At 73.3% G+C, this 14,586-nt stretch carries 14 protein-coding genes; 11 read left to right on the top strand and 3 right to left on the bottom strand.

Going from position 1 to position 14,586, the window contains the following annotated elements:
* Positions 1 to 96 precede the first annotated feature (96 nt).
* The 9 genes from A4U64_RS08240 to A4U64_RS08280 all read left to right on the top strand — a co-directional run bounded on the left by A4U64_RS08240 (position 97) and on the right by A4U64_RS08280 (position 9,891).
* The gene (locus tag A4U64_RS08240) at positions 97 to 882 is read left to right on the top strand and encodes an electron transfer flavoprotein subunit beta/FixA family protein (RefSeq protein WP_006933194.1); all 786 of its coding nucleotides are present in this window, start codon (positions 97 to 99) and stop codon (positions 880 to 882) included.
* 47 nt (positions 883 to 929) lie between these two features.
* The gene (locus tag A4U64_RS08245) at positions 930 to 1,886 is read left to right on the top strand and encodes an electron transfer flavoprotein subunit alpha/FixB family protein (RefSeq protein WP_006933196.1); all 957 of its coding nucleotides are present in this window, start codon (positions 930 to 932) and stop codon (positions 1,884 to 1,886) included.
* 137 nt (positions 1,887 to 2,023) lie between these two features.
* Positions 2,024 to 2,866, top strand: coding sequence for a GNAT family N-acetyltransferase (locus A4U64_RS08250; protein ID WP_029544454.1), 843 nt, complete (start codon positions 2,024 to 2,026; stop codon positions 2,864 to 2,866).
* Complete coding sequence (locus A4U64_RS08255; RefSeq protein ID WP_065922435.1) at positions 2,863 to 3,762, top strand: lysophospholipid acyltransferase family protein; 900 nt, start codon at positions 2,863 to 2,865, stop codon at positions 3,760 to 3,762. Before A4U64_RS08250 ends, A4U64_RS08255 begins: the two co-directional genes overlap by 4 nt.
* A gap of 42 nt (positions 3,763 to 3,804) precedes the next feature.
* Complete coding sequence (locus tag A4U64_RS08260) at positions 3,805 to 5,031, top strand: cysteine desulfurase family protein (protein WP_050035419.1); 1,227 nt, start codon at positions 3,805 to 3,807, stop codon at positions 5,029 to 5,031.
* A gap of 5 nt (positions 5,032 to 5,036) precedes the next feature.
* Positions 5,037 to 6,131, top strand: coding sequence for a tRNA 2-thiouridine(34) synthase MnmA (gene mnmA, locus A4U64_RS08265; RefSeq protein ID WP_029544449.1), 1,095 nt, complete (start codon positions 5,037 to 5,039; stop codon positions 6,129 to 6,131).
* Positions 6,128 to 7,189: a methionine synthase gene (locus A4U64_RS08270; protein WP_065922436.1), complete on the top strand. Its 1,062-nt coding sequence runs from the start codon at positions 6,128 to 6,130 to the stop codon at positions 7,187 to 7,189. Before mnmA ends, A4U64_RS08270 begins: the two co-directional genes overlap by 4 nt.
* A 10-nt stretch (positions 7,190 to 7,199) precedes the next feature.
* Positions 7,200 to 9,323 (top strand): NAD-dependent DNA ligase LigA, encoded by a 2,124-nt coding sequence (gene ligA, locus A4U64_RS08275; RefSeq protein WP_029544445.1) that lies wholly within the window; start codon positions 7,200 to 7,202, stop codon positions 9,321 to 9,323.
* Positions 9,324 to 9,402: 79 nt separating this feature from the next.
* Entirely contained in the window at positions 9,403 to 9,891 is a 489-nt protein-coding gene (locus tag A4U64_RS08280; RefSeq protein ID WP_029544443.1) for a GNAT family N-acetyltransferase, read from the top strand.
* A gap of 10 nt (positions 9,892 to 9,901) precedes the next feature.
* On the opposite strand, the gene A4U64_RS08285 is transcribed toward A4U64_RS08280, so the two are convergent.
* Positions 9,902 to 10,552, bottom strand: a complete 651-nt coding sequence (locus A4U64_RS08285; protein ID WP_006942337.1) for a hypothetical protein — start codon at positions 10,550 to 10,552, stop codon at positions 9,902 to 9,904.
* A gap of 291 nt (positions 10,553 to 10,843) precedes the next feature.
* Between A4U64_RS08285 and gatC the strand changes: the two genes are divergently transcribed.
* Both gatC and gatA read left to right on the top strand, forming a co-directional pair.
* Positions 10,844 to 11,143: an Asp-tRNA(Asn)/Glu-tRNA(Gln) amidotransferase subunit GatC gene (gene gatC, locus A4U64_RS08290; RefSeq protein ID WP_029544440.1), complete on the top strand. Its 300-nt coding sequence runs from the start codon at positions 10,844 to 10,846 to the stop codon at positions 11,141 to 11,143.
* Positions 11,140 to 12,615 carry an Asp-tRNA(Asn)/Glu-tRNA(Gln) amidotransferase subunit GatA gene (gene gatA / locus A4U64_RS08295; RefSeq protein ID WP_006942339.1) on the top strand — a complete coding sequence of 492 codons (1,476 nt, stop codon included), beginning with the start codon at positions 11,140 to 11,142 and terminating at the stop codon, positions 12,613 to 12,615. The genes gatC and gatA overlap by 4 nt, the downstream gene beginning before the upstream one ends.
* A gap of 30 nt (positions 12,616 to 12,645) precedes the next feature.
* On the opposite strand, the gene A4U64_RS08300 is transcribed toward gatA, so the two are convergent.
* Complete coding sequence (locus tag A4U64_RS08300; protein WP_065923439.1) at positions 12,646 to 13,983, bottom strand: alpha/beta-hydrolase family protein; 1,338 nt, start codon at positions 13,981 to 13,983, stop codon at positions 12,646 to 12,648.
* Positions 13,980 to 14,564 carry a hypothetical protein gene (locus tag A4U64_RS08305; RefSeq protein WP_231385913.1) on the bottom strand — a complete coding sequence of 195 codons (585 nt, stop codon included), beginning with the start codon at positions 14,562 to 14,564 and terminating at the stop codon, positions 13,980 to 13,982. Before A4U64_RS08305 ends, A4U64_RS08300 begins: the two co-directional genes overlap by 4 nt.
* Positions 14,565 to 14,586 lie beyond the last annotated feature (22 nt).

The raw sequence follows: 14,586 nt of genomic DNA on the forward strand, positions 1-14,586 counted from the left end.
TCTATCGCACACCCCCGTGCGAAGCACGAGAGCTCGGTCAAGGCGTTGCGCCTCGCCGATCCCAGGCAGTCATACACAGGAGGTCGACGTAGACCCATGACGAACATCGTCGTTTTGATCAAGCAGGTCCCCGACACGTGGTCCGAGCGCAAGCTCAGCGACGGCGACTTCACGCTCGATCGCGAGGCCGCCGACGCGGTGCTCGACGAGATCAACGAGCGCGCCGTCGAGGAAGCCCTGCTCATCAAGGAGCGCGACGGCGGGGAGGTCACCGTGCTCACCGCCGGTCCGGACCGCGCCACCGACGCGATCCGCAAGGCGCTGTCCATGGGTGCCGACAAGGCCATCCACCTCAACGACCCGGCCATCCACGGCTCCGACGCGATCCAGACCGCGTACGCGCTCGCGGCGGCTCTCGGCCAGATCGAGGGCGTCGACCTGGTCATCGCCGGCAACGAGGCCACCGACGGCCGGATGGGCGCCGTGCCGGCGATCATCGCCGAGTACCTCGGCCTGCCGCAGCTGACCCACATGCGCAAGCTCACCGTCGCCGACGGCAAGGTCAGCGGCGAGCGCGAGACCGACGAGGGTGTCTTCACCCTCGAGGCCACGCTGCCGGCCATCGTCTCGGTCACCGAGAAGATCAACGAGCCCCGCTTCCCGTCCTTCAAGGGCATCATGGCCGCCAAGAAGAAGGAAGTTCAGGCCCTCACTCTCGCCGACATCGGGCTCGACCCCGAGATCTTCGGCGTGGCCAACGCCGGCAGCACCGTCACCGGTGTCAGCCCGAAGCCCCCGCGTACCGCTGGTGAGCGCGTCGCGGACGAGGGTGACGGCGGCAGCAAGATCGCCGCGTACCTCGTCGGCCAGAAGATCATCTGATCGCGCCCACGCGACACAGCAGACATACCCAAGGGAGAGAAAGAGCAATGGCAGAAGTACTCGTGCTCGTCGAGCACGCCGAGGGCGCGCTGAAGAAGGTCAGCACCGAGCTGATCACCGCCGCCCGTGCGCTGGGTGAGCCCGCCGCGGTCGTGACCGGTCCGGCCGGCACCGCCGACAAGCTGCAGGACGCGCTCGCCGCCGCCGGCGCCGCCAAGGTCTACGCCGCCGAGTCCGACGACATCGAGGGCTACCTGGTGACCCCGAAGGTCGACGTGCTGGCCTCGCTCGTGGAGTCCGCCAGCCCCGCCGCGGTGATCACCGCCGCCAGCGTCGAGGGCAAGGAGGTGTCGGGCCGCCTCGCCGCGCGCATCGGCTCCGGTCTGCTCTGCGACGTCATCGACGTCAAGTCCGACGGTTCGGCCGTGCACTCGATCTTCGGTGGCGCGTACACCGTCGACGCCAAGGCCAACGGCGAGGTGCCGGTCGTCTCCGTGCGTCCGGGTGCCGTCGAGGCGCAGCCGCAGGCCGGCGCCGCCGAGCGCGTGGACGTCGAGGTGCCGGCGCAGGAGGAGAACGCGGTCAAGATCACCGCGCGCAACCCGATCGTGGGCGGCGACCGTCCCGAGCTGACCGAGGCGTCGATCGTCGTCTCCGGCGGCCGCGGCGTCGGCAGCGCCGACAAGTTCAGCGTCGTCGAGGACCTCGCCGACTCGCTCGGTGCCGCCGTCGGTGCCTCCCGCGCCGCCGTCGACTCCGGCTACTACCCGGGCCAGTTCCAGGTCGGTCAGACCGGCAAGACCGTCTCGCCGCAGCTGTATGTGGCGCTGGGCATCTCCGGCGCCATCCAGCACCGGGCCGGCATGCAGACGTCCAAGACGATCGTCGCGGTCAACAAGGACGAAGAGGCCCCGATCTTCGAGATCGCGGACTACGGCGTCGTGGGCGACCTGTTCAACGTCGCTCCGCAGCTGACCGAGGAGATCAAGAAGCACAAGGGCTGATCCCGAGGTCCCGCCGCGGCCCCGCACCCGTCCAGGGTGCGGGGCCGCACGCGTACCCGGGCATGTTCACCGGACGTGCACGGAGGCGACACCGTGCCGCCCCTGCCGCGACGTACCGGCTCGATACACATTGCGCCATGACCACTTTGCTGGTGCCGGCCCAAAACCCGGGGCTGTCGGAGGCGGTGCTGTCGGGGCCGCGGTACTCCCTGCTCGTGTCCGCCGACCGCGAACATCGCGAGGCCGCACAGCGGCTGCGTTACCGCGTCTTCGCCGCCGAACCCGGATTCCACCTCCCGGCAGGCATGCCCGCGGGCCTCGACGCCGACCGCTTCGACGAGTACTGCGACCACCTGTTGGTGCGCGAGAACCACACCGGCGCGGTGGTGGGCTGCTACCGGATGCTGCCGCCGGAGGCCGCACGCGCCGCCGGGGGCTACTACACCGCCACCGAATTCGATCTCACCGCCCTCGATCCCGACGGTCTGCGGGCGGTGGAGATGGGCCGCGCCTGCGTCGACCCCGCCCACCGCTCCGGCTCGGTCCTGTCGCTGATGTGGGCCGGGATCCTGCACTACCTGCAACTCACCGGGCACAACTGGGTCATGGGGTGCGTGTCGGTGCCGATGCGCACCCACCCGTCCGACGTGCCCGGCGCCAACGTCCGGGGAGTGCGCGACGTGCTGCTGGCCCGGCACTCCGTCGAGCCGGCCCGGCGGGTGCTTCCCCGGACCCCGGTCGTCGTCGACGGCCGCCCCCTCGACGACATCCCGTCACCCGGGCGGCCGGTGCTGCCGCCGCTGCTGCGCGGGTATCTGCGGCTCGGTGCTCGCATCTGCGGCGAGCCCGCCCACGACCCCGACTTCGGGGTGGCCGACTTCGTCGCGCTGCAGAGCCTCGCCGGAGCCAACGCGCGCTACCTCGAGCGGCTGCGGACCGCCGCCGAGAGCGCCGAGGCGGCCGCAGGAGCGCGGGCGTGAACACCCGCGCCCACGCCTGGATGCCGGCCAGTCCCTGCGGCACCGGCTGCCTTCCGGCCGATCCGGGGCGAGTGAGTTTCGTCACGGCGGCGGCGCGCTGGGTGCTCGTGGTGGCGGTCCTGGCAACCGCCCCGTTGCTGACCGCCGGCCGGCTCCTGCCCCGCCCGGGGCGCCTCGCCGCCCAGCGTGCGTTCGCCCGCGTCCTGCTGCGTTGTGCCGGGCTGCGGCTGACGGTGACCGACCTGCGGGACCGCGGCGACGGGGGAGGCGGGGGAGGCGGGGGCGTGCTCGTCGTCGCCCCGCACGTGTCCTGGACCGACGTGCTGGTGCTCACCGCGGTTGCCCCGGCAGGGTTCGTCGCGCGCAGCGACCTGCTCGAGTGGGGACTGCTCGGCGCGCTGGCCCGCCGCATGCGGGTCATACCCATCGAGCGCGAGCGTCTGCGCGACCTGCCCGTCGTGGTGTCGCGGATCCGCGACCGCCTCCTGGCGGGGGAGCGGATCGCGGCGTTCCCGGAGGGCACGACGTGGTGCGGCAGGGCGTACGGCGGGTTCCGTCCGGCACTGTTCCAGGCGGCGATCGACGCGCAGCGCCCGGTGCAGCCGGTCGGGCTCCGGTACGCCGACGCCGCCGGGACGATCGCCACCGGCCAGGCGTTCGTCGGCGACGAGACGATGGGAGCGTCGCTGCGACGGCTCCTGCGGCACCGGGGCGTGGTGGCGGAGGTGGTGCTCGCCCCGCTCGAGCGGCCCGGCTCCGATCGCCGCGACCTCGCCGCGCGGTGTGAACGGTCCGCGCGCCGGCGGCACGACGACGGCGCCGAGTTCGCCAGGCTCGGCCGGGCCGCCGCCGCGCACGACACCCGTGGTCGCGAGGAGCTCCGGGCCGGACGGTGAGCGCGACGGGCGCGAGCCCCGACCCGCTATCCTGGTTCGGTCATGACCTCGAACGCCGCCGGAGCCTCCGGCACCTCGACGACCGTCTACCTCGATCACGCCGCGACCACCCCGATGCTGCCCGCGGCCGTGTCGGCGATGACGGAGATCTTCGCGACGGTCGGCAACGCGTCGTCCCTCCACGGGTCGGGCCGCGCGGCGCGGCGCCGCATCGAGGAGGCCCGGGAGTCCATCGCCGCGGACCTCGGTGCGCGTCCCTCCGAGGTCGTCTTCACCTCGGGCGGCACCGAGGGCGACAACCTCGCGGTCAAGGGCATCTACTGGGCGCGCCGCGACGCCGATCCGCGCCGTCGCCGGGTGATCGCGAGCGCCGTCGAGCACCACGCCGTGCTCGATGCCGTCGAGTGGCTCGTCGCGCACGAGGGCGCCGAGGTGACCTGGCTGGCCGTCGACGCCGACGGACGCGTCGAGCCGGATGCGCTGCGGATGGCCCTCGCCGAGCACGCCGACGAGACGGCCCTGGTGTCGGTGATGTGGGCCAACAACGAGGTGGGCACCGTGATGCCCGTCGCCGAGCTCACCGCGGTCGCCGCCGAGTACGGGGTGCCCGTGCACAGCGACGCCGTGCAAGCGGTCGGCCATCTGCCCGTCGACTTCGCCGCGAGCGGGCTGGCCGCCATGACGATCGCCGCGCACAAGTTCGGCGGTCCCCAGGGTGTCGGTGCCCTGCTGCTGGGCCGGCAGGTGCCGTGCGTGCCCCTCACCCACGGCGGCGGACACGAGCGCGACGTACGGTCGGGAACCCACGACACCGCCGGGATCGCCGGCATGGCCGCGGCGCTGCGCGAGGCGACGGCCGAACTCGGCGAACGCACCGTCGCGCTCACGACGCTGCGCGACGAACTGATCGCCGGTGTGACGGCCGTGGTCCCGGACGCGGTCCTCAACGGCCCGCGCGGCGCGGACCGCCTGCCCGGCAATGCACACTTCACCTTCCCCGGCTGCGAGGGCGATTCGCTGCTCATGCTGCTGGACGCGGCCGGGATCGAGTGCTCGACCGGTTCGGCCTGCACCGCCGGGGTGGCGCGGCCGAGCCATGTGCTCGTCGCGATGGGGGCGGACCCCCGCACGGCCCGCGGGTCGTTGCGATTCTCGTTGGGCCACACGTCGACTCGCGCCGACGTGGAGGCCGTTGTGGCGGCGCTGCCGCAGGTGGTGGGACGGGCGCGGGCCGCCGGACTGGCCGGCGCCGGTAGTCGAGAGAGGTGACGTCGATGAGGGTGCTCGCGGCAATGAGCGGTGGCGTGGACTCGGCGGTGGCCGCGGCCCGCGCGGTCGACGCCGGCCACGACGTGGTCGGCGTGCACCTGGCGCTGTCCACGGCGCCGGGCACGCTGCGGACCGGGTCGCGGGGCTGCTGCTCCAAGGAGGACGCCGGGGATGCGCGCCGCGCCGCCGACGTGCTCGGAATCCCGTTCTATGTCTGGGATTTCGCCGACCGGTTCAAGGAGGACGTCATCGACGACTTCGTCGAGTCCTATGCCGCCGGCCAGACCCCCAATCCGTGCCTGCGCTGCAACGAGAAGATCAAGTTCGCGGCCCTCGCCGACCGGGCCGTCGCCCTCGGCTTCGACGCGGTCGCCACCGGCCACTACGCCCGGCTCGACGACGGTGTCCTGCGTCGCGCGGTCGACGCCGGCAAGGACCAGTCGTACGTGCTCGGTGTGCTGACGGCCGACCAGCTCGCGCGTGCGATGTTCCCGGTCGGGGACACCCCGAAGGAGCGGATCCGCGCCGAAGCGGCCGAGCGGGGTCTCGCGGTCGCGGACAAGCCCGACAGTCACGACATCTGCTTCATCCCCTCCGGTGACACCCGCGCCTTCCTCGGTGCCCGCATCGGGGTGCGTCCCGGCCGCGTCGTCGACGCCCGGTCCGGCGCCGTGCTCGCCGAACACGAAGGGGTGCACGGCTTCACGGTCGGACAGCGCAAGGGCCTGGGCATCGCCGGCCCCGGCGCGGACGGCCGCCCCCGCTACGTCACCGCGATCGAGCCGGACACCGGCACGGTGAAGGTGGGCTCCGCGGAAGACCTGAAGGTGTGGGCGATCAGTGCCGAGCGCGCAGTGTGGACGAGCGGGGCCGCGCCGGCCGGACCGGTCGAATGCGTCGTGCAGGTCCGCGCGCACGGCGGTGTCGCGGCGGCCGTCGCCGAGCCCGCCGGCACCGGTCTCGCGGTGACCCTGCGCGAACCGCTCACCGGCGTCGCCACCGGACAGGCCGTGGTGCTGTACCGGCCGGACGCGGGCGGCGACGTCGTCCTCGGCAGCGGCACCATCGTCGGTACCGGCACGGCGGCCACGTCCCGGTGACCGCGAACACCCCGAACCCCTGGTCCGGCGTCGCGACCGGCATCGGGTCGTGGCCCGGCACCGACGCCCGGGAATCGGCCGCGACCGTGCTCGGCGAGCTCGAGGCGTTGCCGCACCTGGTCGAGCTGCCGGCCCGCGGGCTCGGGGCCGATCTCATCGGCCGCACCGGCGCGTTGCTGGTCGACCTGCACCTCGACACGTCCACCACCGGGTACCGGCTCGGCGGTCGCCGCGGCGCGGTCGCCGCCCGCGCCGGGGATCTGCTGCGCCGAGATCTCGATGCACTCGAAGAGGCATGGGAGACAGCGGGTCTCGGTCCCGGTCGATTCCTGAAGGTGCAGTCCGCCGGCCCGTTCACCCTCGCCGCGCACGCCGAGCTGGCCGGGGGCCGGCGGGTGCTCACCGATCGCGGCGCCGTGCGCGACGTCGCCGAGTCCCTCGGCGAGGGCCTGGCGCGGCACGCCGCGGAACTGACCCGCCGCCTCGGCGCCCACGTGGTGGTCCAGCTCGACGAGCCTGCGCTGCCCGCCGTCCTCGCCGGGACCCTGACCGGACGCACGAAGCTCGAATCGGTGCCGGCGCTCCCCGAGCCGGAGGCGCAGCACCTGCTCGAGGCCGCGATCGCGGCGATCGGCCGCCCCGTCGCGGTGCACTGCTGCGCCGCCGACGTGCCCACCGGGTTGCTGCGCCGCAGCGGCGTCGACGCCGTCGCCCTCGACGTCGCGCAGCTCACCGCCGCCGACCTCGACGGTATCGGTGAGCTGATCGACGCCGGAACCACCCTCCTGCTCGGGCTGGTGCCGTCCACCGCACCCGACACGGCCGTCCCCACCTGGCGTGACGTCGCGGCCCCCGCGATCACGCTGATCGACCGGCTGGGCTTCCCCCGCGCCACGCTGCGCTCGGTGGGGGTCACCCCGCGCTGCGGCCTGGCCGGCGCCGATCCCACGTGGGCGCGCCGGGCGCTGCGCCTCGCCCGCGACGTCGCCGCCGCGTTCGCGGACGACCCGGAATCGCTCGGCTCCGCAGCGGCCGGGAACGTCGTATCGCTCGACTAGTCTTTCCGGCGTGAGTGAATCGACGGACGCGCCCACCCAAGCTCCGCCCGACGTGCGCGAGCGCTGGCAGCAGCTCGCGGAGGAGGTGCGCGAGCACCAGTTCCGCTACTACGTGCGCGACGCGCCGATCATCTCCGACGGCGCCTTCGACCAGTTGCTCGGCGCGCTGAAGCAGCTCGAGGACGACTACCCGGACCTGCGCGTCCCGGACTCCCCGACGCAGCTCGTCGGTGGGGGCTTCGCCACCGACTTCACCGCCGTCGACCACCTCGAGCGGATGCTCAGCCTCGACAACGTCTTCACCGAGGACGAACTGCGCGCCTGGGTTTCCCGCGTCGAGGCCGAGACGGGTCCGGACCTGCACTACCTGTGCGAGGTGAAGATCGACGGCGTCGCGCTGAGTCTGGTGTACGAGGACGGCCGCTTGCGCCGTGCCGCCACCCGCGGCGACGGCCGCACCGGCGAGGAGGTCACGCTCAATGCCCTCACGATCGACGACATCCCCGAAAGGCTCACCGCCACCGAGGAATTTCCCGTCCCCCGGGTTCTCGAGGTGCGGGGCGAGGTGTACTTCCGGCTCGAGGACTTCCACGCGCTCAACGCCGCCCTCGTCGCCGAGGGCAAGGCCCCGTTCGCCAATCCGCGCAACACCGCGGCCGGATCGCTGCGGCAGAAGAACCCCGCGGTGACCGCGCGGCGCCGCCTCGGGATGATCTGCCACGGGCTCGGCCGCGTCGAAGGATTCGAGCCGGTGTCGCTGTCGCAGTCCTACGCCGCCCTCGCCGCCTGGGGGTTGCCCGTCTCCGGGCACACCGCCCGCGTCGTCGGCGTCGAGGAGGTCGTCGCCCGGATGCGGTACTGGGGCGAGCACCGCCACGACGTCGAACACGAGATCGACGGGCTCGTCGTCAAGGTCGACGAGGTGTCCCTGCAGCGCCGGCTCGGCACCACCTCGCGCGCACCCCGGTGGGCGATCGCCTACAAGTACCCGCCGGAGGAGGTGACCACCACGTTGCTCGACATCCGCGTCAGCGTCGGCCGCACGGGCCGGGTCACCCCGTTCGCCTACATGGAACCGGTCACGGTGGCCGGGTCGACGGTCTCCCTCGCCACCCTGCACAACGCGGCGGAGGTGGCCCGCAAGGGCGTGCTCATCGGCGACACGGTGGTGCTGCGCAAGGCCGGTGACGTCATCCCCGAGGTGCTCGGCCCGGTGGTGGACCTGCGCGACGGCACCGAACGCGAGTTCGTCATGCCCACCGAATGCCCCGAGTGCGGGACACCGCTCGCCCCCGCCAAGGAGGGTGACGTGGACCTGCGCTGCCCCAACCAGCGGCACTGCCCCGCACAGTTGCGTGAGCGGGTCTTCCACGTCGCGGGCCGCGGCGCATTCGACATCGAGGCGCTCGGCTACGAGGCCGCCACCGCGCTGCTCGAGGCCGGGGTGATCGCCGACGAGGGTGACCTGTTCGACCTGACCGCCGAGGACCTGCTGCGGACGTCGCTCTTCCGCACCAAGGCGGGGGCGCTGTCCGCCAACGGCAAGCGCCTGCTGGCGAATCTCCAAGCAGCCAAGGACAAGCCGCTGTGGCGGGTGCTGGTGGCACTGTCGATCCGGCACGTCGGCCCCACCGCCGCACGGGCGCTGGCCACCGAATTCGGCAGCCTCGACCGGATCCGCGAGGCGTCCGTGGACGAGCTCGCCGCCGTCGAGGGGGTGGGACCGACCATCGCTGCGGCCCTGGGTGAATGGTTCGCCGTCGACTGGCACGTCGCGATCGTCGAGAAGTGGCGCGCGGCGGGGGTGCGCATGCTCGACGAGCGCGACGAATCCATCGAACGCACCCTCGAGGGCCTGTCGATCGTGGTCACCGGATCGCTCGAGGGTTTCTCGCGGGATCAGGCCAAGGAGGCGATCCTGCTCCGCGGCGGCAAGGCGGCCGGTTCGGTGTCGAAGAAGACCGCGTTCGTCGTCGTCGGCGATGCCCCGGGAACGAAGGCCGACAAGGCGGCCGAGCTGGGCATCCCCGTCCTCGACGAGGACGGGTTCCGCCGGCTGCTCGAACTCGGCCCGGACGGCGTCTCGGGTGGCCAGGACGCGATCGAGGAGGAGTTCGGCGAGCTCGAGAGCTGACCGGCGGCCGGAGCCGGTGTGACGGAGATCGCCCGGAAACCGTTTGGGCGGAAGGGGCGGTCACTGGGATAGTCCTCCAGTGATCGAGATCAGACGCGTGAGCCCGGACGAGTACGACGCCGTCGGCGCCCTCACCGTCGACGTGTACGTCGGCGGCGGATTCGTCGAGCCCGACGACCCGTACGCCGAGCGTCTGCGCGACACCGCCGCCCGCGACAAGCACGCCGAGGTGGTGGTCGCGCTCGCCGACGGCGAGATCGTCGGGTCCGTGACGCTGGCGGAGCCGGCGTCGCGCTTCGCCCACATCGCCGAGAAGGGCGAGCTCGAGTTCCGGATGCTGGCCGTCGCGCCGTCGGCGCGGGGCCGGGGTGTCGGGTCGGCGCTGGTGCGGCACGTCCTCGACACCGCCTACGACCGCGGCGATCGCGCCGTGGTGCTCTCCACGCAGCCGGACATGGTCGACGCGCGCCGCATCTACGACCGCAACGGATTCGTCCCCGTCCCCGAGCGGGACTGGGCGCCGGTGCCCGGCGTCGAGCTGAGCACCCTGGTCCGGGAGCTGGTCTGAGCCGTTCCGCTCAGCCGAGGACGGTTCCGATGATGCCGGCCAGGTAGCCGAGCCGGGCCACCTCGGACGGGCGGAACTCGGGGCCGCCGGGCCGGCCGAGCATCAGCACCCGGCCCTGGGTCCCCAGGGGCGCCGCCGCCAGGGTCGTGTTCATCGCTCGCCACAGGTCGGGCACCCACTCGCCCTCGTGGTCGAGCAGCATCGGCTTCTCGAGCGGCATCCACGGCACCTCCGCCGGCCGGGTCTCGGGGGCGCCGGAACTGCCGACCACCCGGTACACCCCGTACGGGCCGGTGTCGACGACGGTCGCCCAGCCGACGCGCAGCACCCGGGGCGCCCCGTCGACGAGCACCTGCAGCCGATCGTGGCGCGCGGTGGCGACCTGATCGATCAGCTCGAGTTCGCGGTGGGTGTCGAGGATTCCCGCATAGGGACGGATCGAGTCCACCGTCACGCCCTCGAGGCGTTCGGCGGCCGTGATGAGCGTGTCCGGCAGCGACCCGGCGTCGACGTCGACGACGAGATCGTCGATCGCGAAGCCGGCGCCGCGTTCGACGACGTCCAGCGAGAGGATGTCCGCACCGACCGAACCGAGCGCGACGGCGAGTGAACCGAGGCTGCCCGGCCGGTCGGGAAGCTGGACGCGTAACAGGTACGACACGTGCGTCCTTTCCCCGATTCCGAAGTCGCGGCCGAGGCGCTCGGCCGGCGACGGACACCATCTTTTCACCCCCGCAGCACCGCCGGATGCCGGTCCGGCGGTGCTGCGCCGAGACGGGACAGGAAACCGCCGGTCACGCGGTCGTTGTCACACGAACGACACAGGTGTTTCTCCGAACTGCAACACGGCGGGCGGTCGGCGCGGGTCCGGGGAACCGGCGAAACCGTCCCGGTCGGCACGCACTACCCTGGACGAGACGTTCGTTTCTTCATCGGAAAGGGGTCACCGAAGGTGCCTGCCATCTCCCGTGACGAGGTCGCGCACCTCGCCCGGTTGTCCCGGCTCGCGCTGACCGACGCCGAACTCGACGAGTTCGCCGGCCAGCTGGATACGATCCTCAGCCACGTCAAGGCCGTGTCGGAGGTGGCTGCGGACGATGTGGCGCCGATGGCCAACCCGAACGCGGTGACCAACGTGACCCGCCCCGACGAGGTGCGCCCGGGCCTGACGCCGGAGCAGGCGCTCGCCGCCGCGCCGCTCGTCGAGGACGGCCGCTTCTCCGTCCCGCAGATCCTGGGGGAGGGCGAATGAGCGCCGACCTGACCCGGCTGGGCGCGGCCGACCTCGCCGACCGCATCCACTCCGGCGACGTCTCGTCGGTCGAGGTCACCCAGGCTCACCTCGACCGCATCGCCGAGGTCGACGGCGACTACCACGCCTTCCTGCACGTCGCGGGGGAGCAGGCGCTGGCCGCCGCCGCGGAGGTCGACCGCGCGGTCGCCGCGGGCGAGAGCCCGGCGTCGCCGCTGGCCGGCGTGCCGATCGCCCTCAAGGACGTGTTCACCACGACCGACATGCCCACCACGTGCGCCTCGAAGATCCTCGAGGGCTGGATGTCGCCGTACGACGCGACCCTGACGTCGAAGCTGCGGCGGGCCGGCATCCCCATCCTGGGCAAGACCAACATGGACGAGTTCGCGATGGGATCGTCCACCGAGAACTCCGCCTTCGGTCCCACCCGCAACCCGTGGGACACCACCCGGATCCCCGGTGGTTCCGGCGGCGGCTCCGCGGCCGCGCTGGCGTCCTACCAGGCGCCCCTGGCCATCGGCACCGATACCGGCGGCTCGATCCGCCAGCCCGCCGCCGTCACCGCCACGGTCGGCACCAAGCCCACCTACGGCACGGTCTCCCGGTTCGGCCTCGTCGCGTGCGCGTCGTCGCTCGACCAGGGCGGCCCGTGCGGCCGCACCGTGCTCGACACGGCGCTGCTGCACGAGGTGATCGCCGGCCACGACCCGCGCGACTCCACGTCGGTGGACGCGCCCGTCCGGCCGGTCGTCCGGGCGGCCCGGGAGGGCGCGCAGGGCGACCTGAAGGGCCTGCGCGTCGGCGTCGTCAAGGAGTTGCACTCGGACAGCTACCAGCCGGGCGTGCTGGCGTCCTTCGACGCGGCCGTGGCCACGCTCACCGAACTCGGCGCCGAGGTCGTCGAGGTCTCCTGCCCGCACTTCGAGTACGCGCTCGCCTCGTACTACCTGATCCTGCCGTCCGAGGTCTCCTCCAACCTCGCCCGCTTCGACGCCATGCGCTACGGCCTGCGCGTCGACGACGGCACGATGAGCGCCGAGCAGGTCATGGCCGCCACCCGGGCCGCCGGGTTCGGTAAGGAGGTCAAGCGCCGCATCATGATCGGCACCTACGCGCTGTCCTCCGGCTACTACGAGGCCTACTACGGGCAGGCGCTCAAGGTCCGCACCCTCATCGCGCGGGACTTCGAGAAGGCGTACGAGCAGGTCGACGTCCTCGTCTCGCCGACCAGCCCGTTCACCCCGTGGAAGATCGGCGAGAAGGTCGACGATCCGCTGGCGATGTACCTGTCGGACCTGTGCACGCTGCCGACCAACCTCGCCGGGCACTGCGCGATGTCCGTGCCGTCCGGGCTGTCCGCCGACGACGGGCTGCCTGTCGGCCTGCAGATCATGGCCCCGGCGCTCGCCGACGAGCGCCTCTACCGCGTCGGCGCCGCGTTCGAGGCCGCACGCGGCCCGATCGTCGCCTGAGTCCGGCCGAGGCCCGGTGCTCCGTCCCGGTCAGGGGTGGTCGCACCGGGCCTGGTCCGGGCCGTAGCGGTGCCCGTGACCGGGGGCCGCGTCGAGCGCCACCGGCAGGTCCAGCGTCGCCTGCACGAAACTGACCACCGGCAGCCACCGCGGCACGGGCGCGTCGCGTCGCGCTCGGGACAGGTCGGGCGGGGACCACAGCAGCGACGGCTGCCACCACACCACCGGATCCGACGTGTTCGCGGTGACGATCGCTCCGGCCGTGCGCACCGCGCCGGCCGGCGGACCCGCCCAGATCGCCGCGCAGGGACCCGCCGCGGCCGATGCGTGGTCGGCGAGCGCGGCGCTGCCCCCGATCGACCCGAGGCTCTGCCCGTACACGTGCAGCTGCGGGCGCCGGACCGGGTCCAGGGTGTCGAGGTGGGCGCGCACGGCCGTCAGGAGGGCGCGGGCCGACGCCGCGGCCGCGTTCCGGTCGAACAGGAACGTCACCCAGCTCGGCGCGGCCGAGTACTGCTGCGCCACGAGCGCGACGTCGCCGCCGAACACCGTGTCGAACCCCCGCACCGCGCCGGGGTCGATCCAGCCCGAGCCGGTGGGCACCGCCACCACGACGTGGGCGCGGGCGAACCCACCGGCGCGGTCGAGTTCGCGCACGGCCAGCGCGGCGCGCGAGCGGGCGTCCGCAGCGGATCCGAGCCCCACGTACGTGCGGATCGCGCCGGGATGCGCGTCGAGGGTCACGAAACGGCGGCCCTCGTCGCCCAGGGACTCCCAGGACACCAGGGACGACGGACTGCCGGCCACCGCGGCGGCGACGGGCCTCGCGACCGGGTCTGCCTGCCCGAGCCCCACGGGCACAATCGCGACGCCGACGCCCATGGCCACCGTGACAGCCGTGGCCGCGACCGCGCGGGTGCCGGCCCGCCGGCGCCACGCCCCCGGAACCCGGCCGATCGCCCGTACTGCCGCGAATATCAAGGGGGCACAACTACATACAACGATCCAGTGCGCCGGACCGGCGGGTGGTCGCCCCATCGACGCCCGCAACGCGTCCTGCCACTGCGCCGCGGCGAGCACCGCCCACCCGAGCGCGCCGGCCGCGACGACCAGCGCCGCCGGCCGCGCGGCCCCGGGCCGCGCGGATCCCCCGTGCCGCCGGCGGCGCACCCCGGCGGCCACGGCCGCGGCTGCGGCGGCGCATCCGGAGGCAGCGGCCTGTGCCAGGGCCGCACGGGGCAGCAGCGACGGCGCGAGCGAGACCCACACCGCGATCGTCACCGCCACGGTCGTCGCCACCCGCGGGCAGCGCCGCGCGAGCGAATCGACCCCCGCGTCCGCGGCCGCGGACGCCGCGAGCGCCCTCATCGCACCGCCCACCGCGCCGCCGCGGCCAACGTCCACACCACGGCCGCGTACGGCAGCGGTGACTCGGGAACCGGTGCCGCGTCGCGTTGCCGCCACGAATTGAACCGCACGGCAATCGACGCCACATCCGCGGTGAGGACGCACCAGCCGTCGCCGGGAGCCGCCGTGCGGCACGCCTCGTGCAGGTGCCGGCTCAGCCGGGCGTCCAGGCCGCGCCGCGCCTGCGGACCCGGTTCGTGTCCCACCGACCGGGCGTATCGCAGCAGGTCGTAGCCGAGATCGTGTTCACGGCAGGGTGTTTCGAAGAACTTCGGCAGGGGAACGGGGGAGGAGCAGCCCCCGAGGGGATCCACCAGGATCCCGTCCTCGGTGACCGGGCGGTAGTGCATCGCCGGCTCGAAGCCGGCCGGGAAGACCTCGAGCGCCGCCGCGGTGTCGCCGTCGGACAGCGCCGCCACCGCCGCCGCCGTGGCGCCCCCGTGCGGCCTCGGCTGCCCCTCCGGACCAGCCTGCGCCCCAACGGTTCCCAGGAACAGCGCCGCGGCCGTACCCACCATCACTGTCGTCGCTCGTCTGCGCATGGCACGGACGTTAGGAACGACG

The sequence above is a fragment of the Rhodococcus sp. WB1 genome (genome assembly GCF_001700945.1).
In the GTDB taxonomy this organism is placed as follows: Bacteria; Actinomycetota; Actinomycetes; order Mycobacteriales; family Mycobacteriaceae; genus Rhodococcus; species Rhodococcus aetherivorans.